Origin of the sequence: Paraburkholderia sp. EG304 (assembly GCF_046543485.1) — a bacterium.
GTDB classification, from domain to species: Bacteria; Pseudomonadota; Gammaproteobacteria; order Burkholderiales; family Burkholderiaceae; genus Paraburkholderia; species Paraburkholderia youngii.
Genome location: NZ_JBKGUA010000016.1, coordinates 150,727 through 172,266 on the forward strand (window position 1 = coordinate 150,727; position 21,540 = coordinate 172,266).

Below are 21,540 nucleotides of genomic sequence, written 5' to 3' on the forward strand. Positions count from 1 at the left end.
TAACATGGTTTTGCCCGGTCTGGATTCCGGTTGAGCCAGGGAGGCTCCGCCCGAGCGAAGGTCGACTGCGCAAGATGTAGCGGTGCGTCCGCTACGTCTTGCAGGTAGGGGTGGTGGCTAGTGCGATGGCGGCTATCAGTTGCGCTGCATAGGAAGTGACGCCAGCCAACGCTCGGCCTCGACCTGCGGAATGATGGTGCGCCGGCCGAATTTTCTGGCTGATAACCGACCTGCCTTCATCTCTGCATAAACTGCCGTACGGCCGATGCCGGCCCACTGGCAAAAATCGTTGACCGAAAATACACCGTTAGCTGTTTGCCTTGCTTCCTGCTGCTCCATGTCGCTTCTCTCGCAAGTTGATCGTGCATGGATATAGCGGAATTCGTGGGTGTTCACAATTGCGGATGAGGCGATGGGCGTCGTTAACGCAACCGGGCCTGGGGTGCGTCGCATCTTGACGCGATCTGTAAGACATGCGGGCAACGCAAGCAACGAAAAGGGAAGCCGTCCTTCGCGCAATAGCGAACTAACACTGCAGCTTAGGAGCGGCCCAAGGGTACCAGGCGCCGATAGTGGACCGCCCATTGCGAGGTCAACGCTGAAACGAACGCGATTACCCGAAACGAAAGCCGAAAAGGCCACCGTCTTCGGTTTTGTCGGAAAGGCGTGTACCTAGGACGGCAGTGCGAAGGTCAACCGACTTCTCGATGGGCAGTCGGTCGAAGATGTCCGAATTCATGGTGACGATGTACTGTTGCTGTAGGCTTTCGCTGATTTTCATTCCAAGACGCAGAGCCCCGGCAACTTGCCGTTCATCGACACCATCGAAAAGGTGGCTGTCATGGATCAGGAATCCGGGGCCACCGTAGCGCGTCGTCACGATCTGGAGCAGCGCTAGGTCAAAGCAGAAGATCTCCATGTTGGCAATCCCGCCACCCCGGTCACCTTCGATAGAGATGCGGAACTCGGGCCCATTCTCGGTTGCATCGACCACGAACCGGCCTGCGCGGTCGTCATACAGCTCGGCGATCGCTTCGGCGATGATTAGGATGGCTTCGTCGAGGGCCTTTTCCCGCACATGATGATCCTCCTGCAGCTTCCGCTTCAGGTTCGCGCGATCAATATCGAGCTTCGTGGATTCCCCTTCAAGCGCCTCTGCGGCTTTGAAGCGTTCGCGTAGCGACGCAGCGCTCGCTTCGACGTCAGCCAGTTCACGTTGCATCGCCAGGAAGTCATCAAGCGCCCCCCTCCCCTCCAGCATTCTCAGAATGTCGCTACGCTCCTTGTCGAGGCGCGTAAGATCGCCTTCCACATCTGCAATACGGGAGCGTGCATCGCTGATCTCGCGTTCGAGATGAATTCGACGGTTGGACACCACAGACTCGTAGAAGACGCTTACGTCTTCAAAGCGACGCAAGGCAATGCCAGGGAGCTCGATACCAGCCGCCGCATAGAGCTGCTGTATGTCCGAGCGCTGCGGCGGCCGCTCGGATTTCAGCGCCTCCTCCAGATGTTCCAACGTCTCGTTAAGAGTGATCGTTTCCCTGGTCAGGGCCTGCATCTCTGCCTTGATCTGACCGGCTCGTTTTGAGAGCGACTTGTAGCTATCGAGCACTTCGAACAGCTTCAGGCTCTCTCGCAGCTTATTCGCTTTCGCTTCAGCAATCGTTACCTGCGGACGCAATTCTGCGACGGTGCCGATTACCGAGCCAAGAGCGCCGATCTTTACGGCCTTTTTTAGCTCATCCAGAGTCTTTTCGCGTGCGCGAATTTTGTTAAATTCGAACGGTATTTGCCAGTCAAGGCCGAAGAGGTATGAAAGGTTGACTTGCCAATCCCACCGCTGCTGCTTCTCGGCCTGACGCTCAGGGCTAATGAACCCGCCCGAATTCCTGCGTCGCACAAAGTACGAGAACATTGACCGGAAGGTTGGGGTATAGGCTTCCTCAAACAACGTGCCGCGCTCGTCAGCGGGCAGCGCGAACATCGCGTGCCCGAGGAACACCCGCCAGTTCACATTCGACACGTAGAACCGTTCGCTTGCCTTATCGAGCCTGCGCGGAATGTCCGTGCGTTCTTCGCCTCCGCTGATCAGGAAAATCTTGGAAGGGTCGGCGCCAGTGCGAGCCACCGTCAGCAGTTCGCCCCCGATCCGAAACGTTCCCTTGAAGGTGTGCTCGACAAGCTCATTCAATCGGAAAAGTGAGTCCTTCTCGCAGTCCGCGCCGAGCAAGAAATGGATGATTTCAATGAGACTCGTTTTGCCGGCGCTGTTGCGGGTCTGCTTGTCAGTCGAGTTGGCAGTCCGGTCGGACAGCACAACGTTAAGGCCCGCGTGAAAAGTTACAGGCTTGAATGTTTTCAGCGAGCTTTCGATTGAGATGATCATGTTGTGCGCTCGCCGTAGATGATGCCGTCCCGGTAGTCGATAGCTGAAATGGCGTACAACAAGTTAAGTGCGAGAACAAACCAGTCGAAGGAGATCAAAGTTTCTGTAGCCTTGTAGGCCCGTGCCTCACGCATACAATCCCACAGCGCGGAGACCGAGCGCGGTTCCTCAAGGTGCTTAAGGATCTCGCCGCCGACGGTGACGAGGGCTCGGTCATGCGAGAGGTACTTGGTCGGCAGAATCATTGCGTTACCGGGGCCGCTGGTTCGCGCTCAAATATGTCGCAGTTCTCAAAGAGGAAGGCCAGCAAAGATTGCGCCGCGACCTGCTTCTGAGGCGGTACATTGCCAATCCCTGTCACGAGCTCGTACAGCGATACCATGATGTCACCCGGGCTGAGATGCTGCGCCTTTAGGTAGTCGTATCGATCTTTGAAGCGCTTTGCAATACGTTCGCCAGTCAGTGGGTCAGGGTGGCGGTCAAAGTATTGGCCGACAAGGTGCGCGTTCTTCCACCCTCCCGCGATCAGCTGCTTCCAATGATTTGGCAGGTTGTTATAGTTCAGTTTATTAACCGGCACAGGACGCAGGTCCTGTGGTTCGAAGTCGATAGCATCGGTTTCGATTAGCAGGTGCTGTACAAGGTCCCGCAGCGCCGCGTTGTCGAAGTTCGTCGCATCGGTGTCAGATGCTGCAGGACCGAGGAGGGATTCGATTTGGAACGGTTGCAGATGAAAGACGCGATCCGAAAAGCCCTCGATCCCGATGAACCCAAATGTGAGCGTGGGGTTGGCGCCCTTGAGCGTATTCATCGTTGTCACCGCCTCGACGGGCAGTCCATCGGCGATGTTGTGCACCATATGCCATTCTTTCATAATGGCTGACAGATTCTTCAACGCCTTTGCGAAGTCGTCCGTCATCTTGTTCGTTAACGGGGCTACTTGTTTCAACTCGCCTGCCAGTGCCCCGTAGCACTGAAACAGTTGCCCGTTCGATTGCAGATAGCCATCGCATCCTTTGTCGCCGAGCACGCCATACGGGCGCACGCGCACAAAGTCGTCGCCATGGAGAAGGCCCATGACTGTGGAGAAAAAGTCCTGGAAGGCATCGCTATTGGACTTTCGCAGTCTTAGCTCAAGTGCGATCCGCCAGTAGTAGCGTTGGCTGGGGGTGAACGGATCGACCGCCGTCACTTGCTGTCCGGGCGGCATCGAAGTCATGAGCGCATCCTACGTTCCCAGCACGCCGAAGTCGCTATCCCCTTCATCGTTGCGTTCTCTTTCGTATCTTGTATGCCGCATTTTTGCAGACTCTTGGCTCCCTGACCATACGCGCACGCACCGGCATCAGCACGATCTCATCGAGCAATCGATTCAAGCCGCGCTTTCGTGTTTGATCGGAACGACATTGTCCGCGCCGAGCTTCCACTGATCGAGAAGGTCGGCCCACTGCTGCATCATCTTGGCTCGGTCTTTCATGTAGTCGGCGTGGTTGTACGTGCGACGAACGGAGTTGGGCTCGGCGTGGGCGAGTTGGCGTTCAATCCAGTCCGATGAGAAGCCGAGTTCGTTGAGTCGCGTGCTGCCGGTGGTTCTGGCCGCGTGTGGGCTGAACTTTCCTGACCAGCCGAGGACATGCAACATCTGCCGGAATGCGGCAGTTACCATCGGCTTAGCTTTATCGTCGCGGTGCGGGAAAACGTGTTTCCGGTTGCCGGTCAGCGTCTTCATGCCGTTCAGTAACTCGACGGCCTGCGTCGGCAAGGGGATCGCATGCTCCCGGCGCTTTTTCATCCGTTCCGCAGGGATGCGCCACGTGGCTTCGGTCAGGTCGAATTCCGTCCATTCCGCCTCAATGACTTCGGAAGGGCGTGCCAGTGTCAACCACATGAGCTGGAATGCGCATTGCGTCTGAAAGTTGCCGCCGTGCCCGTCCAAATCTCTCAGCAATTGGCCGATTTCAGTGATGTCCAGCGCTCGTTTGTGCTGGGTCTTGTTCTTGGGCAGCGCTTCACGCCATTGATGCACGGGGTTGGCCTCAACTCGGAAGGTTTCCGCAGCAAGCTCGAAAATCCCGAACATCGTCCGCTTGGCTTCAGCCATGACGGACGGGCCGTTGTTGCTTTGCGCCTTTTTCAGAATGTCGAGGATTATGCTCGGCGTAATCGCCCGGACGGGAAGGTCGCCGATTGAGGGAAACACGACCCGCGTCAGCATGTCGAGTCTGCGCGCTTTGGTCACTTCTTCCCAGTCCTTGAGGGCCAACCATTCGTTAGCCAGGGCTTTGAAGGTGCTGGCGTGCCCATGGATGGTTTTTAGGCGCTCGATCTTTCGCTGTTGAGCCGGATGTTGGCCTTGCTTGACCAGCTTCCGGGCGGCGTCCACCTGTTCCCGTGCCTCTTTCATGGAGGTTTGCGGGTAGCTGCCAATCGCGTAGCGGTTTTCCTTGCCGCCTAGGCGATATTTCCAGCGCCAGAGCTTGGAGCCCTGCGGAGACACTTCCAGATAAAGCCCATCGCCCACCGAGAATTTGTATGGCTTGTCGGCGGGTTTTAGCGCACGCAGCGCGGCATCACTAACTCGCGGCTTCGTAGTGCGACGGAGTGGAGTGGTGCTGAGGGCTTGGGCTTCCCCTGTACTGTCAGGGGAATCTGATCGATGTGGGGGCATGATTCCTTGGTGGCATCGGGCACGGTCCTGCATGCCCCATATGATGCCCCCACAGCGCCAGAATATCAACGAACAGTCACGAACACTGGTGAACTGAAACCCCTTGTGCTTAAAGGGGTTGGCTGAGTCTGCGAATGTCGGCGAACACCCAAGAACAACAGTTCATGCTTAGACGTTGAACAGGAAGTTCATCACGTCGCCATCGTGCACGACGTACTCCTTGCCTTCCGCGCGCATCTTGCCGGCTTCCTTCGCGCCTTGTTCACCCTTGTAGGTGATGTAGTCGGCGAAGCTGATCGTCTGCGCGCGGATGAAGCCGCGCTCGAAGTCGGTGTGGATCGCGCCGGCCGCCTTCGGCGCCGTATCGCCGATGTGGATCGTCCACGCGCGCACTTCCTTCACGCCGGCCGTGAAGTAGGTGTGCAGGCCGAGCAGCTTGTAGCCTGCGCGGATCACGCGGTTCAGGCCCGGCTCTTCCATGCCCATGTCGGCGAGGAAGACTTCCATGTCGGCTTCGTCGAGGTCGGCGATGTCCGCTTCGACCGCCGCGCACACGGCCACGACCGGCGAGCCTTCCGCGGCCGCGAACTTCGTGACCGCGTCGAGGTGCGGATTGTTCTCGAAGCCGTTTTCCTTCACGTTTGCGACGTACATTGTCGGCTTCGCGGTGATCAGGCAGAAAGGCTTGAGCGTGGCCTTTTCTTCATCGCTCAGATCGAGCGCGCGGACTGGCTTCGCTTCGTTGAGTTGCGCGCGGACCTTCTCCAGCACCGCCACGTTCTTCACGGCTTCCTTGTCGTTGCCAGACTTGGCCGCCTTGGAATAGCGCGCGAGCGCCTTTTCGACGGTGCCGAGGTCGGCAAGCGCGAGTTCGGTGTTGATCACCTCGATGTCCGACAGCGGATCGACCTTGTTCGCGACGTGAATCACGTTGTCGTCTTCGAAGCAGCGCACGACGTGCGTGATCGCATCGGTTTCGCGGATGTTCGCGAGGAACTGGTTGCCGAGGCCTTCGCCCTTGCTCGCGCCGGCCACCAGACCCGCGATATCGACGAACTCGACTACCGCCGGCAGGATGCGCTCCGGCTTGACGATTTCGGCAAGCGCCTTCAGACGGGTGTCCGGCACTTCTACGATGCCGACGTTCGGCTCGATCGTGCAGAACGGATAGTTCTCGGCGGAGATGCCCGCCTTCGTGAGTGCGTTAAACAGGGTGGACTTGCCGACGTTAGGCAGGCCGACGATGCCGCATTGGAGGCTCATGGAAATCCTTCAGTGAATCAGTAAGTTGCGTGACGGGCTCGACGCTGCGCGCGAATTCGGAAAGCCTTCGCGTAGGGTGGGGCGCGGCAGGCTCAGCGGAGCGGACAAGTCACCGAATCGGGGCGTTGGCTCGACGATTGGGTGCGAGTTTTCACGGAAAACGCAATTGTAACCCGTTCGCCCGCGCGTACCGGGCGGCGCATTTGCGCATAGCCACTGTAGAATCGTCAGTTCAAAGCCGGTTGAGCTCCATTTCCGGGGGACCAGCGTGCGAATGATGAGATGGGTCGGAATTGGCGTCGCCGCAGCGATCGTAGTTGGCCTGGTCGCGGTATGGGTCGCGCCGGATTTCGACGAAGCCCAGGCCCCCACGGACCGTCAGACGATCGACTGTTTGTCGACCCACCTGTCGCACGAAGATCGCGCTGACATCGCGCGGTTCGCTGACAAGAACGACTACGACTCGCTGTGGAGCGTGTTCGACCGCGTGTTCCCCGACTGCGCGGTGCGCAGCGATCAGCGCGATCGCAAGGCCGAACTCGAGGCGGCCGCATGGCGCAACCTCTCGTCCGATCGCGATTTCATGCGCATGCGCGAGGCGAACGCGGCGCTCGCGGCGAGCGCCTCGACCCGTTAGCACGACCCATCAGGGGCCCGCGCACCGAGCCCGAATGCCGCGCCCGTCGATCCGTCCCCCGCACCCCCCGCGGCTATAATGCGCGCATGAACGCACACCACCAGACCTTTGATGCCGCCGTGATCGGCGGCGGGCTCGTCGGCAAGACCGCGGCGCTCGCGCTCACGCAAGCCGGACTGCGCGTCGCACTGCTCGCGCAGCCTTGCGCGGCGCTGCCCGCCGGTGCTGCCTTCGACTCGCGCGTCTATGCGTTGTCGTCGAGTTCGCAGGCCTTGCTCGAACGGCTGCGGGTCTGGCAGGCGCTCGATCACTCACGGCTCGGTCCCGTCTACGACATGCGCGTCTACGGCGACGCGCATGCCGAACTGCATTTCTCCGCGTTTCAGGCATCGGTGCCGCAGCTTGCGTGGATCGTCGAGTCGTCGGTGATCGAGCGCGCGCTCGATGCCGCGCTGCGCTTCCAGCCGAACCTCACGTGGATCGACACGCGCGCGCAGGCGCTCGATTTCTCCGTCGACAGCGCGAGCGTCGGCCTTGCGAATGGCAACGTACTCGAAGCGGACCTGGTAGTCGGCGCGGACGGCGCGCACTCGTGGGTGCGCGCGCAGATCGGCTCTAAGATGGTGCGCCGCGACTACCGGCAGATCGGCGTGGTCGCCAATTTCAAGGCAGAGAAGCCGCACGGCGAAACCGCGTACCAGTGGTTTCGCGACGGCGAGATCATCGCGTTGCTGCCGATGCCCGACGGCCACGTGTCGCTGGTCTGGTCGGCCCGCACCGAACACGCCGAGCAGTTGCTCGCGCTCGATCCCGAACGGCTCGCCGCCGAAGTCGAGCAGGTGAGCGGTGAACAGTTCGGCGCGCTCGAGTGCGTGACGCCCGCGCAGGGCTTCCCGCTCGCGCTGCAAACCGTCGACCGGCTGGTCGCGCCGCGTGTCGCGCTGGTCGGCGATGCCGCGCATCTGATCCACCCGCTGGCGGGGCAGGGCATGAACCTCGGCTTGCGCGACGTCGCCGCGCTCGCGAGCACGATCGGCGGCAAGGAGTCGTTTCGCGATCTCGGCGACATGGTGCTGCTGCGTCGCTACGAACGCGCGCGCCGCGAAGACATCCGCGCGCTGATGATCGCCACCGACGGCCTGCAGAAACTGTTTTCGGTGTCCGGTCCGCTCGCGCGCGCCGTGCGCAATACTGGCATGGCGTTCGTCGGCGCGCAGCCATTCATCAAGCGCTGGCTCGTGTCGGCCGCGCTGGGGTAAACCGCAACGAGGCGTCGTGCGGATAGCCGATGGCCGGTCACGGGCGCCCGGGACAGGTATCATGACCGGATCGACGCGCTGCGATCCGCCCCCTATCCGGCCCTTATCCGCCCCCGATCGAACCTGATCGAGCCTGATCGGACCTGATCGGACCGATAGGCGGCCAAAGCGCGCGGCCGGAACGTAACGAACGCGCAGATGCGCGAATGACCCCCAGGACTCCAGCATGAAAAAGACTTTCCGCATCGCCGCCGCCGCGCTCGCGATCGCTGCCGTCACGCTCGGCTGCTCGGCGCAGGCCGACCAGACCACCGACAAGCTCAAAGCCACCCTGCAAAACCGTCTGTCCGACGTGACGATCAAGGGCGTGTCGAAGACGCCGATCGCTGGCCTGTACGAAGTGAACCTCGGCACCCAGATCATTTACAGCGATGCGAGCGGCGACTACCTGATGCTCGGCGACATGGTGGACTCGAAGTCGCGCAAGAATCTGACCGAGGCGCGCCTGTCGGAAACCAACCGCATCGACTTCGCTAGCCTGCCGTTCGGCAACGCGGTGAAAGTCGTGCGTGGCAACGGCGCGCGCAAGATCGCGGTGTTCTCCGATCCGAACTGCCCGTACTGCAAGCAGCTCGAAAAAACACTGCAATCGATCGACAACGTGACGGTCTACACCTTCCTGTACCCGGTGCTGTCGCCGGATTCGACGGCCAAGTCGAAGTCGATCTGGTGCTCGGCCGATCGCGCGAAGGCGTGGGAATCGTGGATGCAGGACCGTCAGGCGCCGACCGCCGCCGCCAGCTGCGACACCGCCGCGATCGACAAGAACGTCGCGCTCGGCCGTTCGATGAACGTCGAGGGCACACCGACGGTGTTTCTCGCCGACGGCCGCCGCCTGCCGGGTGCCGTGCCGGCCGACCGGCTCGACAAGGAACTGTCGGCGGTGCACTGAACATCGCGCTGCACGAAGCGCCATGCACGCCTCGGGCGCGCAACAGATGCAACGTTCAAACGAAAGGAGGCGCATGTAGCGCCTCCTTTCGCATCGAGCCCCGAACTTCTTCGCCTCACTCTCCCGACACTCCCAATCGCCGCCGATGAAGCCGACCCGCTACACCATCGTTCCGAGTAACCCCGCCGCCCATCTGTTCGAAGTCACCGTGACCGTCGCCGATCCCGATCCGGCCGGCCAGCGTTTCATGCTGCCGGTGTGGATTCCGGGCAGCTACATGGTGCGCGAGTTCGCGCGCAACATCGTGACGCTGCGTGCGGTCAACGACGCGGGCCGCAAGGTGCGCGTCGAGAAGATCGGCAAGCACACGTGGCAGGCGGCGCCGGTCAAGGGTGCTTTGACGCTGCGCTACGAGGTGTACGCATGGGACATGTCGGTGCGCGCCGCGCATCTGGACGACACCATCGGCTTTTTCAACGGCACGAGCGTGTTCCTGTCGCCGCTCGGCCATGAAGACGCGCAGTGCGTGGTCGATATCCAGAAGCCGCAGGGCGCCGCGTATCGCGACTGGCGCGTCGCGACCGCGCTGCCGGAAGCGCCCGGCACCAGGCGCTACGGCTTCGGCGAGTACCGCGCGCAGAACTACGACGAGCTGGTCGACCATCCGGTGACGCTGGGCGAGTTCGCGCTCGCGACGTTCAAGGCGCACGGCGTGCCGCACGATGTCGTGATTGCCGGCCGCGTGATCGGGCTCGACATGGAGCGGCTGTGCCGCGACCTGAAGCGCATCTGCGAGGCGCAGATCGCGCTGTTCGAACCGAAGTCGAAGAAGGCGCCGGTCGAGCGCTACGTGTTCATGACGCAGGCTGTCACCGACGGTTACGGCGGGCTCGAGCATCGCGCGTCGACCGCGCTGATCTGCAATCGCACCGATCTGCCGGTGCAGGGCCGCGATGCGATGAGCGAGGGCTACCGGACCTATCTCGGTCTGTGCAGCCACGAGTATTTCCACACATGGAACGTGAAGCGGATCAAGCCGGCTGTGTTCGCGCCGTATGACCTCGGCGTCGAAAACTACACGTCGCTACTGTGGCTGTTCGAGGGCTTCACGTCGTATTACGACGACCTGATCCTCGTACGCAGCGGCGTGATCTCGCAGGACGACTATTTCGGCCTGCTCGGCAAGGTGATCGGCGGTGTGCAGCGCGGCAGCGGGCGCCTTAAGCAGAGCGTCGCCGAAAGCTCGTTCGACGCATGGGTCAAGTACTACCGTCAGGACGAGAACGCGCCGAACGCGATCGTCAGCTATTACACGAAGGGCTCGCTGATCGCGCTCGCGTTCGACCTGACGATCCGCGCGCAGACCGGCAACCAGAAATCGCTCGACGACGTGATGCGTCTGCTGTGGAAGCGCTTTGGCCGTGATTTTTATCGCGGCAAGCCAGTGGGCGTCGACGAAAGCGAGATCGAGACGATTTTTGCGGAAGCAACCGGCGCGCAACTCGCCGAACTGTTCGCCGAGGGCGTGCGCGGCACGCGCGATCTCCCGCTCGACGCGTTGCTCGCGCCGTTCGGGGTGACGCTCACGCCGGACGTCGACAAGAACGGCAAGCCGTCGCTCGGCGTGCGGCTGCGCGGCGGCGCTGACTGCGCGCTCGCGACGGTGCACGAAGGCAGCGCCGCGCAGAAGGCGGGCCTTTCCGCTGGCGACGTGCTGATCGCGCTCGACGGCCTGCGCGTGACCGGCGGCAATATCGATGCTCTGCTGGCGCGCTACCAGCCGGGCGCGAAGGTCGAGGTGCACGCGTTCCGCCGCGACGAGCTGCGGGTCACGCAGGTGAAGCTCGACGGTCCCGAAGTGGCGCGCTACAAGCTCGCGGTCAGCGATCACCGTCCTGCCGCGCGCAAAGCCCTCGAGCGCTGGCTGACAAAGTGATCGGCGTGCTGGTGGGCCGCACCCCGCGGTCCACCGACCGTCGCCTGTCCCGTCATCAATCGGCGGAGGAGGGCGGGGGATTGTCCCACCCATGCAACAATCCGTCGCCGCCGGACGGCTTTTTCGCCGGCCGGTAAAAAAACACAATGACTCCACTCGCGCAACACTGCGCGCCCCCTACTGGAGTCAACCATGACCACGATCCTGCAAATCAACTCGGCAGCCCGTTCGCAAGGCGCGAACTCGACGCTCCTCGTCAACGAACTGACCGAAAAGCTGCAACAGTCGAATCCGGGCGCGCAAGTCGTCGTCCGTAACCTGCAAGCCGAACCGCTGCCGCACCTCGACGACGCCGTGCTCGGCGCTTTCTTCACGCCGGCCGAGCAGCGCACGCCGGAACAGGCCGAGATCGCCGCGCGCAGCGAAGCGCTGATCGCCGAACTGCAAGCCGCGGACGTCATCGTGATCGGCGCGCCGATGTACAACTTCGGCATCTCGTCGCAACTGAAGACGTACTTCGACTTCATCGCGCGTGCGGGCATCACGTTCCGCTACACCGCGAACGGTCCGGAAGGCCTCGTGACGGGCAAGAAAGTCTACGTCGTGTCGGCGCGCGGCGGCAAGTATCTGGGCACGCCGAACGATAGCCAGACGCCGTATCTGAAGAGCTTCCTCGGCTTCCTCGGCATGACCGACGTGAACTTCATCTACGCCGAAGGCCTGAACATGGGCCCGGACGCCGCGACCGCCGCGCTGAGCTCGGCACGCGAAGCGATCGCCGCGGTTTAAGCGGGTTCGTCGTGCCGCATTGCGCCGCTTCGATGCGGCTCAAGCGGTGAAATAAAAAACGCCACGGATGGGTTCACCCTCCGTGGCGTTTTCGCTTGGTATCGCCATCTTCCGACGGCGACGCCGTCACGCAAGCATTTGCGCGTCGTCCGGCAGACGCCAGTCGATCGGCTCGCGGCCGTGCTGCTGCAGATATTCGTTCGCCTTCGCGAAATGGCCGCAACCCAGAAAGCCGCGATGCGCGGACAACGGCGACGGATGCGGCGCCTCCAGCACATAGTGCGACTTGCCGCCGAGCAGCGCGCGCTTGGCCTGCGCATGCGCGCCCCACAGCATGAATACGAGGTTCTGATGCCGCGTAGCCAGTTCGTGGATCAGCGTGTCCGTGCATTTCTCCCAGCCGCGTTTCGCGTGGCTCGCGGCGCTGTCGCGCTCGACGGTCAGCACCGTATTCAGCAGCAGCACGCCCTGTCTGGCCCAGCTGTCGAGGCACCCGTGCTGCGGCGTTGCGTGACCGAGACTCGCGCCGATTTCCTTGAAGATGTTGCGCAACGACGGCGGCGGCCGCACGTGCGGCGCGACCGAAAACGCGAGACCGTGCGCCTGCGGCGTGCCGCGGTCTTCGCCGTGGTACGGGTCCTGGCCGAGGATCACGACTTTCACTTCGTCGGGGCTCGTCAGGCGCAGCGCGCGGAACACGTCGGCCGGATAGATGATTTTGCCGGCGGCACGCTCGCCGTCGACGAAGCGGCACAGCGGCGCGTAGGTGTCGCTGTCGATGAAGGTTTTCAAATGCGCGCGCCAGGCCGCCGGCAGCGCGGCGAATTGGGCTTCGAGCGTGGGCGGGGCGGCGGTGGCGATGGCGGTGTCGGCCGAGGCTGCGGCGGGAGCTGGCGCGGCGTCGTCGAACAACGATGCCTGCGGCGAACTGGAGCGGGTACGGGTAGCGGAGGTCATGGCGGGGAAGTGTCGCAGCAAACGCTGGCTAGCTCAAGTTGCGGCGAGCGAGCGCATGAGGTGCCGCGGGTTTCGGCAACCTGCGCCCATTTCGGGCTTATCCCGCGCGCAACCGATAGCCGCGCTGCGCCTTGCTGATGTCATCCGGCGCGAGGCCGGCAATCCGTTTGCCGAGTTCGGCGGCCAGCGTGTGAAGCGCGGCTTCGTCGCCCGACTTCAGTTCGAGCTCGATCTCCGAGATCGGCGCGCGGCGCGCTTGATCGTCGACTTCGGCGAGCACGTCGCCCTGGTCGATCGCCGCCTCGATCTGAGCGCCGTCGGTGTCGAGCAGCCAGAGTGTGCGGATGAAATTCGTGTGGAACAGCTCGATCAGCGCAGGCGCGGCCTGTTTCAGAGCGTCTGCGGCGGCGGGTTCGTCGCAGGCGCTCAGCAACGAATCGATTTCGAGCTTCGGGCCGGCGACCGGCATTTCCCATTCGTGCCGGCTATGCAAGCCGTTCGTCGCCGTACCGACCGTCTTGAAGGTCTGCAGCCAGCCGTCCGGCGTCTGCCGCAGACGCAGCGCGCTCTTCGAGGACGCCAGCGTCAGCTGCGGCGTGTCGAAGTAAATGTTCACGAGCTTGATCGCGCGTCCCTGCTTGCCGGCGCGCGCGGCGAACCACTGCGTCGCCGCCTGCACCTGCGATGCCGGCAGGGCCAGCTTGATTTCGCGTTCCATGCTCATGGTACGTGTCCTTGCTTATGCGAGCGCCGTGCTCAGAAAAACATCCGCGCAAGCTCCACGCCCGGCTCGTCCGCGCGCATGAACGCCTCGCCGACGAGGAACGTATGCACGTTGCGCGCGCGCATGCGCTCGACGTCGTCGCGCGACAGGATGCCCGATTCGGTCACGACGATGCGGTCGTCGGGAATCGCGTCGAGCATGCCGAGCGTCGTGTCGAGCGAGGTCTCGAAGGTGCGCAGATTGCGGTTGTTGATGCCGATCAGCGGCGTCTTCAGCGTCAGCGCTTCCTTGAGTTCAGCGCTGTCGTGCACTTCGACGAGCACCGCGAGACCGAGCGAATGCGCGAGCGCTTCGAGGTCCTGCATCTCGGCGGTTTCGAGCGCGGCGGCGATCAGCAGGATCGCGTCGGCGCCCATCGCGCGTGCTTCGACGACCTGATACGGATCGACGATGAAGTCCTTGCGTATCACCGGCAACTGGCACGCGGCGCGCGCTTGCTGCAGATAGACGACGCTGCCTTGGAAGAACTGCACGTCGGTCAGCACGGACAGACACGCCGCGCCGTGCCTCTCGTATGAACGCGCGATGTCGGCCGGCACGAAGTGCTCGCGCAGCACGCCTTTCGACGGGCTTGCCTTCTTCACTTCGGAGATCACCGCGGCTAGACCCGTCGCGTGCTTCGCGCGAATTGCGCCGACGAAGTCGCGCAGATCGCGCGAGGAGGCTTCGAGCCGCAATTCTTCGAGCGGTACGCTCTGCTCGGCCGCCCGGATTTCTTCGCGTTTGACCGCGATGATGCGGTCGAGAATGTCGCTCATAAATGTCTCGCTACGTGATTACTGCTTGAATTGCTGGGTGAAGCGCACCAGTTCGTCGACCTTCGCGCGCGCGTTGCCGCTCGCGATCGCTTCGCGCGCGAGCACGATGCCGTCCGCGATCGTGGCCGCGACGTTCGCCGAATAGAGCGCCGTGCCGGCGTTCAGCGTGACGATTTCGCGCGCGACGCCGGGCTTGTTGTCGAGCGCATCGAGCAGCATGACCTTCGACTCGTTCGCGTCGGCCACCTTCAGCGTGCGGTTCGACACCATCTGCATGCCGAAGTCTTCCGGATGGATCTCGTACTCGCGGATCTCGCCGTCGCGCAACTCGCCGACCAGCGTGGCGCCGCCGAGCGAGACTTCGTCCATGCCGTCCATCCCGTACACGACGAGCACGTGCCTCGCACCGAGGCGCTGCATCACGCGTACCTGAATGCCGACGAGGTCGGGGTGGAACACGCCCATCAGCTGATTCGGCGCGCCGGCCGGATTGGTGAGCGGCCCGAGGATGTTGAAGATCGTGCGGATGCCGAGCTCGCGGCGTACCGGCGCGACGTTTTTCATCGCCGGATGATGGTTCGGCGCGAACATGAAGCCCATGCCCGTTTCAGCGATCGATGCCGCGACCTGCTCCGGCTGCAGATCGATGTTGACGCCGAGCGCCTCGAGTACGTCCGCGCTGCCCGACTTGCTCGATACGCCGCGATTGCCGTGCTTCGCGACCTTCGCGCCGGCCGCGGCCGATACGAACATCGTCGCGGTGGAAATGTTGAACGTGTGCGCACCGTCGCCGCCGGTGCCGACGATATCGACGAAGTTCGAGTTGTCCTGCACGTCGACGTGCCGGGCAAATTCACGCATCACCGTGGCGGCCGCGGTGATTTCGCCGATGGTCTCTTTTTTGACGCGCAGGCCGGTGATGATCGCCGCCGACATCACCGGCGACAGCTCGCCGCGCATGATCAGGCGCATCAGGTGCAGCATTTCGTCGTGGAAAATCTCGCGGTGCTCGATGGTCCGCTGCAAGGCTTCCTGGGGCGTAATGGACATGATCTCGTCTCTCTTCTGGTCAGGCATTGCGGGAAGCCGGATGAGCCGCAGCCCTGCCGCCGACGGCCAGCTTCGACTGCTTGACGAAGTTTTCGAGCAGCGCGTGCCCGTGTTCGGACAGGATCGATTCCGGGTGGAACTGCACGCCCTCGACGGCCAGTTCCTTGTGACGCACGCCCATGATTTCGCCGTCTTCGGTCCATGCCGATACTTCGAGGCAGTCGGGCAGCGATTCGCGTTCGATCGCGAGCGAGTGGTAGCGCGTCACCGTGAAGTGCTTCGGCAGGTCCGCGAACACGCCCTTGCAGTCGGTTTCGATCGTGCTGACCTTGCCGTGCATGATGGTTTGCGCGCGCACGACGCGGCCGCCGAACGCTTCGCCGATCGCCTGATGGCCGAGGCACACGCCGAGAATCGGCGTCTTGCCGGAGAATTCGCGCAGCACGTCGAGCGTGATGCCCGCGTGTTGCGGATTGCTCGGACCCGGCGACAGGCAGATGCGCTCAGGGTTCAGCCTGGCGATTTCATCGAGTGTGATTTCGTCGTTGCGGTAGGTGCGTACGTCTTCGCCGAGTTCGCCGAAGTACTGCACCAGGTTGTAGGTGAACGAGTCGTAGTTGTCGATCATGAGCAGCATGGTGTGTCTCCGGTCAGAAGTCGCTATCGAGGCCGTCCTGGACCTGCTCGGCGGCGCGCAGCACAGCGCGCGCCTTGTTTTCGGTCTCTTGCCATTCGGATTCCGGCACCGAATCGGCGACCACGCCCGCGGCCGCCTGCACATACAGATTGCCGTTCGCGATCACGCCGGTGCGGATCGTGATGGCCAGATCCATCTCGCCGGTGAACGACAGATAACCGACCGCCCCGCCGTAGAGGCCGCGCTTGATGGGTTCGAGCTCGTCGATCAGCTCCATCGCGCGGACCTTCGGCGCGCCCGACAGCGTGCCGGCCGGGAAGGTGGCGCGCAGCACGTCGAAATTGGTCATGTCGTTCTTGAGCTTGCCTTCGACCGAGCTGACGATGTGCTGCACGTGCGAGTACTTTTCGATCACCATCTTGTCGGTCACGACGACCGAGCCGATCTGCGCGATGCGGCCAACGTCGTTGCGCGCCAGGTCGATCAGCATCACGTGTTCGGCGATTTCCTTCGGGTCGTTCAGCAGTTCGGTCGCGAGCGCGGCGTCGCGCTCGGGCGTGTTGCCGCGCGGACGCGTGCCGGCGAGCGGGCGGATCGTGACGATACGATCCTCGCCGCGCTTTTCCTGGCGCACCAGAATTTCCGGCGACGCGCCGACCACGTGGAAGTCGCCGAAGTTGTAGTAGTACATATATGGCGACGGATTCAGCGAGCGCAGCGCACGATACAGCGACAGCGGATTGTCGCGGTAAGGTTTGGTCAGGCGCTGGCCGACCTGCACCTGCATCAGTTCGCCGGCGGCGATGTATTCCTTGGCCTTGCGCACGGCGGCCAGGTAATCGTCTTTCGCGAACTCGCGGTAGATCTCGGTGCGCACGCTGGCCGACACGACGGGCGGTTCGACCGTGACGCGCAGCCGCTGGCGCAGTTCGCGCAGACGGTGCTTCGCTTTCGTATAGGCCTCAGCCTGGGTCGGGTCCGCGTAGACCACCAGATAGAGCTTGCCCGCGAGGTTGTCGATGACGGCGACTTCCTCGGTCAGCAGCAGCTGGATGTCGGGCAGGTTCAGATCGTCCTTCGGCGCGCTGTGCGCGAGCTTCTTCTCGATGTAGCGCACCGCGTCATAGCCGAAGTAGCCGGCGAGACCGCCCGTGAAGCGCGGCAGCCCCGGGCGTTGCGCGACCTTGAAGCGCGCCTGGAACTGCTGGATGAAGGCGAGCGGATCGCCGTCGTGCGTTTCCACGACCTTGCCGTCGCGCACCACTTCCGACACGCCGTTGCGCGTGCGCACAAGAGTGCGCGCCGGCAGCCCGATGAACGAATAACGCCCGAAGCGCTCACCGCCGACTACCGACTCCAGCAGGAAAGAGTTCGCGCCGTTGCGCTCGGTCTGCGCGAGCTTCAGGTACAGCGACAGCGGCGTTTCGAGGTCGGCGAGCGCTTCGGCGATCAGCGGGATGCGGTTGAAACCCTCGTTGGCGAGGGACTGGAATTCGAGTTCGGTCATGTTCCGATCCTGTACGGTGGTCCGGCGGCAGCAAGCGTCGGGCAAAGCGGGGCTGAGCGCCTCCGGTCAGAGCATGGGTCGACGTTCTCGACACGATAATACCGACCGGCGCGGGTCTTCCATCGGCGCGTGCGAGCGGTGCCGGTGAGCAACGGTACCTTGCGGGTACGCGCAGGCCCAATCAGCCGATGCAGCAGCGCATATATAAGACGATGGAAGAAGCGCGTAAGCGCAGCGAAGTAAAAAACGGTTGCCGAAGACAAGCTTCAGCGTACCTCAGGCGAGGTTAGCGCGACCAGCGACGCCAGGGCCAGGCTCCCCGGTCGATGCTAATCAGACTCCGTTTTTTATTCAGAAACATGAGGATGAAGGACTGTTAAGTCGTGGATTTGTGCGCTGCGATCGCCTTGGCGGCGTCGAGCAGCGAGGCAACTATACCATCGGATTTTATTGTTTGTATAGCTTGGCCGTGGTTGTAGCCGTAGGGCACGGTCAACGTCGCCATGCCGGCCGCGCGGCCCGCCAGCGCGTCGTTTTCCGAGTCGCCGATCGCGACCGTGGCGCTCGGCTCGACGCCGAGTTGCGCGGCGGCGCTCAGCATCGGCAGCGGGTCGGGTTTCTTTTTAGCGAGACTGTCACCGCCGAGCACGACGCTGAAATACTGCGCGAGTCCATATTGCTGCAGCAATTCGAGCGCGAAGCGGTGCGGCTTGTTGGTCACGCAGGCGAGCTTCAGGCCCGCGTCGCGCAGCGCGCGCAGACCGGCTTCGACGTCTGGATAAAGCCGCGTGTGCACGCCATTGATCTTCGCGTACTCGGCTTGATAGATCGCGAGCGCTTCGTCGAAGCGCTCTTGCGCGTGTTCGGTTTCGAAGCGCGGCGCGAGCACGCTGCGGATCAGATGCTCCGAACCCTTGCCGACGTAGCCGACCACTTCCTCGCGCGTCGTTTCTTCCGCGTCGAGCTGAGCGAGCATGCCGTTCAGGCCGGCAGTGAAGTCGTCGGCGGTGTCGATCATCGTGCCGTCGAGGTCGATGATCGCGGCTTCGAGGCGCGGGCCGGTGAAGGACGGGGCGGGATACGGAGCGGTCATCGTCGGATCAGCGCTGGACGGTGGCGAGGGCGGCGCGCATCTTGTCGATCACGACCTTGTGATCGGGCTGGCTGAAGATCGCCGAGCCGGCCACGAACGTGTCCGCGCCGGCCGCCGCGATTTCCGCGATGTTGTCGACCTTCACGCCGCCGTCCACTTCGAGATGGATCTCGCGGCCGGTGCGCTCGTTGTACGCGTCGATGCGCTTGCGCGCTTCGCGCAGCTTGTTGAGCGCCTCGGGGATGAACGACTGGCCGCCGAAGCCCGGATTCACCGACATGATCAGCACGAGGTCGACCTTGTCCATCACATGATCGAGATAGTTCAGCGACGTCGCCGGATTGAACACGAGGCCGGCCTTGCAGCCGTGATCGCGGATCAGCGACAGCGTGCGGTCGATGTGATCCGACGCTTCCGGGTGAAAGCTGATCAGGTTCGCGCCGGCTTTCGCGAAGTCCGGCACGATGCGGTCGACGGGGCGCACCATCAGGTGCACGTCGATCGGCACATCGACGTGCGGGCGGATCGCTTCGCAAACGAGCGGGCCGATGGTCAGGTTCGGTACGTAGTGGTTGTCCATCACGTCGAAGTGGATCCAGTCGGCGCCAGCGGCGACGACGTTGCGGACCTCTTCACCCAGACGGGCGAAATCGGCGGAGAGAATGCTGGGGGCGATGCGAAATTGCGTCATGACGGGGGCGAATGCAAGCGGGAAAGCGCCATTTTACCGGTTTTGCGCGTGCGGACCGGCGTGCGCGCAGCGCCTGGCGTGGCGGAATCGCGCGATGAAACGTCGCAAAGCGGCGGCGCAATAATGGCATCGAAAGGCAGCGCGGCAAGCGGCCGTGTCTCAACGTCTTAGACACTCCTGGCCGAAAGGCGCGTCAGGTTGCGGCCATGCCGCGCATCAAGCAGAATGCCACTCCATGAGCGCCGCATCGCCGCTGCACCTGCAGACCATTGGCGTTCGGGGCCTCCCACGATTTTTCACAGCCCGTTTGATCAGATCGGAATCAGGATGAGCCAGTACGAATTCAGCGTGTCGGCGCAGGTGCAATACCTGCCCGAAGAATCGGACCCGGAGCGTCGCCAGTACGCCTTTGCCTACACGCTGACCATCCGTAACACCGGCCAGGTGCCTGCACAGTTAATCGCGCGTCATTGGATCATCACCGACAGCGAAAACACCGTGCAGTAAGTCAAAGGCCTGGGCGTGGTCGGTCATCAGCCGCTGCTCAAACCGGGTGAGCATTTCGAATACACGAGTTGGGCGGTGATCGCGACGCCGGTCGGCACGATGCGCGGCGATTACTTCTGCGTGGCGGAGGATGGCGAGCGCTTCGAGGCGCCTGTGCCGGAGTTCGTATTGCGCATGCCGCGAACGTTGCATTGAACCGGCGCGGCGCTGCGCGGTCTTTAATGAGTTCGTGTGGGCGCGCGACGCAGCGGGCAGTTGAGTAGCAGGTTGGATGAGCGCTCGGGCGAGCACTTGATGCACGAGGGGTTGCGCGGGACTGCGTGCAGCCCGCTGGCCAGGGTCAATGCGGCTTTTGCTGTTGGGACCGGTCCGCCGACCTCGCACGTCCCGTTTTTTTCTTGCCGGACGACGTCCACACAACGATAAAGACGAGCAGGAATAGCGCGACCAGCGATTCCAGCGCGAAGATGAGCATCGGGTATTCGTCGAACAGATCAGACATGGCGGTTTCCATCAAGAACGAACATTGTATGCGTTTTATCCGCAGGGCCGGCGCGTGGCTCGGAGCATTGTCGGTTGCAGTGTTGCTTGCCTCCTGCGGGGGCGGCGGCGCGATCCGGCCTTCACCGCCGAGCGGCGCGGCGATCATCCCTGGCCAGATCGCGTCGGCGCGCCTGACCGCGGTTGCATGGCAACAGGTGCCGGGCTGGCAGGACGACTCGCTGATCGGCGCGACCGCCGCGTTGCGGCAAAACTGCACGAGGCTCGCGCGTCAGCCGAACTGGTCGCGTGCCTGCGCGGCGGCCGTGCAAATCGACGATCTCGACGTCACCAGCGCGCGCGCCTTCTTCGAAGCCTACTTCACGCCGTTCCAGCTCGCGAATAGCGACGGCACGCTCGACGGTCTGGTCACGGGTTACTACGAGCCCCTGCTGAGGGGCTCGCGCACGCGGCACGGCGTATATCAGACCGCGCTATACCGCTGGCCCGCCGGCTATCGCGCGGGGGCGCCGTTGCCGGCGCGCGCCCAGCTCGAACGCTCGGGCGCGCTCAGTGGCAACGAACTCGTGTGGGTCGACGATCCGATCGAAGCGTTCTTCCTGCAGGTGCAAGGGTCCGGGCGCATCGTGATGGAAGACGGCAGTGTGATGCGCGTCGGCTTTGGCGGCACCAACAATCAGCCGTACAAGTCGATCGGCCGCTGGCTGCTCGATCATGGCGAGATCACGCCGGCGCAGGCGACGATGCAGGGCATCAAGGCATGGGCCCGCGCGAATCCGACGCGCGTCGATGGCCTGCTCGACACCAATCCGCGCTTCGTGTTTTTCCGCGAGATGCCGTCGGCCGAAAGTGTGCCGAGCGGCGGCGCGGACGGTCCGATCGGCGCGCTCGGCGTGCCGTTGACGCCGGAGCGCTCGATTGCGGTCGATCCGAGCGCGATTCCGCTCGGCACGCCGGTGTTCCTGCAGACCACGCGGCCGCTGACGAATTCGCCGATGAACCGTCTCGTGTTCGCGCAGGACACTGGCACCGCGATCAAAGGTGGCGTGCGCGCCGACTACTTCTGGGGCCTCGGCGACGATGCCGGCGATCTGGCTGGCAAGATGAAGCAGGGCGGCCGGATGTGGTTGCTGCTGCCGAATTCGTGAGGCGGTGGGGTGGA

21 protein-coding genes and 1 pseudogene are annotated in these 21,540 nt (G+C 63.1%); 7 read left to right on the plus strand and 15 right to left on the minus strand.

The window, feature by feature from the left end:
- Positions 1-135: 135 nt before the first annotated feature.
- The 6 genes from ACLFKU_RS20525 to ychF all read right to left on the minus strand — a co-directional run bounded on the left by ACLFKU_RS20525 (position 136) and on the right by ychF (position 6,320).
- The gene (locus ACLFKU_RS20525) at positions 136-339 is read right to left on the minus strand and encodes a helix-turn-helix domain-containing protein (protein WP_410850263.1); all 204 of its coding nucleotides are present in this window, start codon (positions 337-339) and stop codon (positions 136-138) included.
- 274 nt (positions 340-613) lie between these two features.
- On the minus strand, positions 614-2,389 hold the full coding sequence (locus ACLFKU_RS20530; protein ID WP_410850264.1) for an ABC-three component system protein: 1,776 nt from the start codon (positions 2,387-2,389) through the stop codon (positions 614-616).
- Entirely contained in the window at positions 2,386-2,634 is a 249-nt protein-coding gene (locus ACLFKU_RS20535) for an ABC-three component system middle component 6 (protein ID WP_079483494.1), read from the minus strand. The genes ACLFKU_RS20530 and ACLFKU_RS20535 overlap by 4 nt, the downstream gene beginning before the upstream one ends.
- Entirely contained in the window at positions 2,631-3,608 is a 978-nt protein-coding gene (locus ACLFKU_RS20540; RefSeq protein WP_410850265.1) for an ABC-three component system protein, read from the minus strand. Before ACLFKU_RS20540 ends, ACLFKU_RS20535 begins: the two co-directional genes overlap by 4 nt.
- A gap of 153 nt (positions 3,609-3,761) precedes the next feature.
- Complete coding sequence (locus tag ACLFKU_RS20545; protein WP_410850282.1) at positions 3,762-4,952, minus strand: tyrosine-type recombinase/integrase; 1,191 nt, start codon at positions 4,950-4,952, stop codon at positions 3,762-3,764.
- 273 nt (positions 4,953-5,225) lie between these two features.
- Positions 5,226-6,320 (minus strand): redox-regulated ATPase YchF, encoded by a 1,095-nt coding sequence (gene ychF / locus ACLFKU_RS20550; RefSeq protein WP_368584320.1) that lies wholly within the window; start codon positions 6,318-6,320, stop codon positions 5,226-5,228.
- A 274-nt stretch (positions 6,321-6,594) separates the two neighbouring features.
- On the opposite strand from ychF, the gene ACLFKU_RS20555 reads away from it, so the two are divergent.
- From ACLFKU_RS20555 to ACLFKU_RS20575, 5 genes are all read left to right on the plus strand, one after another.
- Positions 6,595-6,957, plus strand: coding sequence for a hypothetical protein (locus ACLFKU_RS20555; protein WP_410850266.1), 363 nt, complete (start codon positions 6,595-6,597; stop codon positions 6,955-6,957).
- A gap of 86 nt (positions 6,958-7,043) precedes the next feature.
- A complete protein-coding gene (locus tag ACLFKU_RS20560) occupies positions 7,044-8,216 on the plus strand; it encodes a UbiH/UbiF family hydroxylase (RefSeq protein ID WP_410850267.1) in 1,173 nt (390 codons plus the stop codon).
- Between the two features lie 226 nt (positions 8,217-8,442).
- Entirely contained in the window at positions 8,443-9,168 is a 726-nt protein-coding gene (locus ACLFKU_RS20565) for a DsbC family protein (protein WP_410850268.1), read from the plus strand.
- Positions 9,169-9,313: 145 nt separating this feature from the next.
- A complete protein-coding gene (locus ACLFKU_RS20570; protein WP_410850269.1) occupies positions 9,314-11,104 on the plus strand; it encodes a M61 family metallopeptidase in 1,791 nt (596 codons plus the stop codon).
- Between the two features lie 192 nt (positions 11,105-11,296).
- Positions 11,297-11,893: an FMN-dependent NADH-azoreductase gene (locus tag ACLFKU_RS20575; protein ID WP_410850270.1), complete on the plus strand. Its 597-nt coding sequence runs from the start codon at positions 11,297-11,299 to the stop codon at positions 11,891-11,893.
- Between the two features lie 126 nt (positions 11,894-12,019).
- Here ACLFKU_RS20575 and ACLFKU_RS20580 read toward each other — a convergent pair whose 3' ends face one another.
- The 8 genes from ACLFKU_RS20580 to rpe all read right to left on the minus strand — a co-directional run bounded on the left by ACLFKU_RS20580 (position 12,020) and on the right by rpe (position 19,370).
- Positions 12,020-12,850 (minus strand): uracil-DNA glycosylase, encoded by an 831-nt coding sequence (locus ACLFKU_RS20580; protein WP_410850271.1) that lies wholly within the window; start codon positions 12,848-12,850, stop codon positions 12,020-12,022.
- Between the two features lie 97 nt (positions 12,851-12,947).
- Positions 12,948-13,574 carry a CYTH domain-containing protein gene (locus tag ACLFKU_RS20585; RefSeq protein WP_410850272.1) on the minus strand — a complete coding sequence of 209 codons (627 nt, stop codon included), beginning with the start codon at positions 13,572-13,574 and terminating at the stop codon, positions 12,948-12,950.
- A 32-nt stretch (positions 13,575-13,606) separates the two neighbouring features.
- Positions 13,607-14,392, minus strand: coding sequence for an indole-3-glycerol phosphate synthase TrpC (trpC, locus tag ACLFKU_RS20590; RefSeq protein WP_410850273.1), 786 nt, complete (start codon positions 14,390-14,392; stop codon positions 13,607-13,609).
- Positions 14,393-14,410: 18 nt separating this feature from the next.
- Positions 14,411-15,442, minus strand: coding sequence for an anthranilate phosphoribosyltransferase (gene trpD / locus ACLFKU_RS20595; RefSeq protein ID WP_368584311.1), 1,032 nt, complete (start codon positions 15,440-15,442; stop codon positions 14,411-14,413).
- A 19-nt stretch (positions 15,443-15,461) separates the two neighbouring features.
- Positions 15,462-16,079 carry an aminodeoxychorismate/anthranilate synthase component II gene (locus ACLFKU_RS20600; protein ID WP_410850274.1) on the minus strand — a complete coding sequence of 206 codons (618 nt, stop codon included), beginning with the start codon at positions 16,077-16,079 and terminating at the stop codon, positions 15,462-15,464.
- A 13-nt stretch (positions 16,080-16,092) separates the two neighbouring features.
- Positions 16,093-17,586: an anthranilate synthase component I gene (gene trpE / locus ACLFKU_RS20605; RefSeq protein ID WP_176367423.1), complete on the minus strand. Its 1,494-nt coding sequence runs from the start codon at positions 17,584-17,586 to the stop codon at positions 16,093-16,095.
- 376 nt (positions 17,587-17,962) lie between these two features.
- Positions 17,963-18,679 carry a phosphoglycolate phosphatase gene (locus tag ACLFKU_RS20610; protein ID WP_410850275.1) on the minus strand — a complete coding sequence of 239 codons (717 nt, stop codon included), beginning with the start codon at positions 18,677-18,679 and terminating at the stop codon, positions 17,963-17,965.
- Positions 18,680-18,686: 7 nt separating this feature from the next.
- Positions 18,687-19,370 carry a ribulose-phosphate 3-epimerase gene (gene rpe / locus ACLFKU_RS20615; protein ID WP_410850276.1) on the minus strand — a complete coding sequence of 228 codons (684 nt, stop codon included), beginning with the start codon at positions 19,368-19,370 and terminating at the stop codon, positions 18,687-18,689.
- A 327-nt stretch (positions 19,371-19,697) separates the two neighbouring features.
- On the opposite strand from rpe, the pseudogene apaG reads away from it, so the two are divergent.
- Positions 19,698-20,072: pseudogene (gene apaG / locus ACLFKU_RS20620) on the plus strand (Co2+/Mg2+ efflux protein ApaG).
- Between the two features lie 145 nt (positions 20,073-20,217).
- On the opposite strand, the gene ACLFKU_RS20625 reads toward apaG, so the two are convergent.
- Positions 20,218-20,379, minus strand: a complete 162-nt coding sequence (locus ACLFKU_RS20625) for a hypothetical protein (protein WP_410850277.1) — start codon at positions 20,377-20,379, stop codon at positions 20,218-20,220.
- A gap of 28 nt (positions 20,380-20,407) precedes the next feature.
- Between ACLFKU_RS20625 and ACLFKU_RS20630 the strand changes: the two genes are divergently transcribed.
- Entirely contained in the window at positions 20,408-21,526 is a 1,119-nt protein-coding gene (locus ACLFKU_RS20630) for a murein transglycosylase A (protein WP_368584306.1), read from the plus strand.
- Positions 21,527-21,540: the final 14 nt, after the last annotated feature.

Coding starts and splice junctions, on each gene's coding strand:
- ACLFKU_RS20575 (WP_410850270.1), top strand. CDS start 11,297: ATGACCACGATCCTGCAAATCAACTCGGCAGCCCGTTCGCAAGGCGCG.
- ACLFKU_RS20555 (WP_410850266.1), top strand. CDS start 6,595: ATGATGAGATGGGTCGGAATTGGCGTCGCCGCAGCGATCGTAGTTGGC.
- ACLFKU_RS20540 (WP_410850265.1), bottom strand. CDS start 3,608: ATGACTTCGATGCCGCCCGGACAGCAAGTGACGGCGGTCGATCCGTTC.
- trpE (WP_176367423.1), bottom strand. CDS start 17,586: ATGACCGAACTCGAATTCCAGTCCCTCGCCAACGAGGGTTTCAACCGC.
- ACLFKU_RS20630 (WP_368584306.1), top strand. CDS start 20,408: ATGCGTTTTATCCGCAGGGCCGGCGCGTGGCTCGGAGCATTGTCGGTT.
- ACLFKU_RS20600 (WP_410850274.1), bottom strand. CDS start 16,079: ATGCTGCTCATGATCGACAACTACGACTCGTTCACCTACAACCTGGTG.
- ACLFKU_RS20530 (WP_410850264.1), bottom strand. CDS start 2,389: ATGATCATCTCAATCGAAAGCTCGCTGAAAACATTCAAGCCTGTAACT.
- ACLFKU_RS20535 (WP_079483494.1), bottom strand. CDS start 2,634: ATGATTCTGCCGACCAAGTACCTCTCGCATGACCGAGCCCTCGTCACC.
- ACLFKU_RS20525 (WP_410850263.1), bottom strand. CDS start 339: ATGGAGCAGCAGGAAGCAAGGCAAACAGCTAACGGTGTATTTTCGGTC.
- trpD (WP_368584311.1), bottom strand. CDS start 15,442: ATGTCCATTACGCCCCAGGAAGCCTTGCAGCGGACCATCGAGCACCGC.
- trpC (WP_410850273.1), bottom strand. CDS start 14,392: ATGAGCGACATTCTCGACCGCATCATCGCGGTCAAACGCGAAGAAATC.
- rpe (WP_410850276.1), bottom strand. CDS start 19,370: ATGACGCAATTTCGCATCGCCCCCAGCATTCTCTCCGCCGATTTCGCC.
- ACLFKU_RS20610 (WP_410850275.1), bottom strand. CDS start 18,679: ATGACCGCTCCGTATCCCGCCCCGTCCTTCACCGGCCCGCGCCTCGAA.
- ACLFKU_RS20560 (WP_410850267.1), top strand. CDS start 7,044: ATGAACGCACACCACCAGACCTTTGATGCCGCCGTGATCGGCGGCGGG.
- ACLFKU_RS20580 (WP_410850271.1), bottom strand. CDS start 12,850: ATGACCTCCGCTACCCGTACCCGCTCCAGTTCGCCGCAGGCATCGTTG.
- ACLFKU_RS20565 (WP_410850268.1), top strand. CDS start 8,443: ATGAAAAAGACTTTCCGCATCGCCGCCGCCGCGCTCGCGATCGCTGCC.
- ACLFKU_RS20625 (WP_410850277.1), bottom strand. CDS start 20,379: ATGTCTGATCTGTTCGACGAATACCCGATGCTCATCTTCGCGCTGGAA.
- ACLFKU_RS20570 (WP_410850269.1), top strand. CDS start 9,314: ATGAAGCCGACCCGCTACACCATCGTTCCGAGTAACCCCGCCGCCCAT.
- ACLFKU_RS20585 (WP_410850272.1), bottom strand. CDS start 13,574: ATGAGCATGGAACGCGAAATCAAGCTGGCCCTGCCGGCATCGCAGGTG.
- ychF (WP_368584320.1), bottom strand. CDS start 6,320: ATGAGCCTCCAATGCGGCATCGTCGGCCTGCCTAACGTCGGCAAGTCC.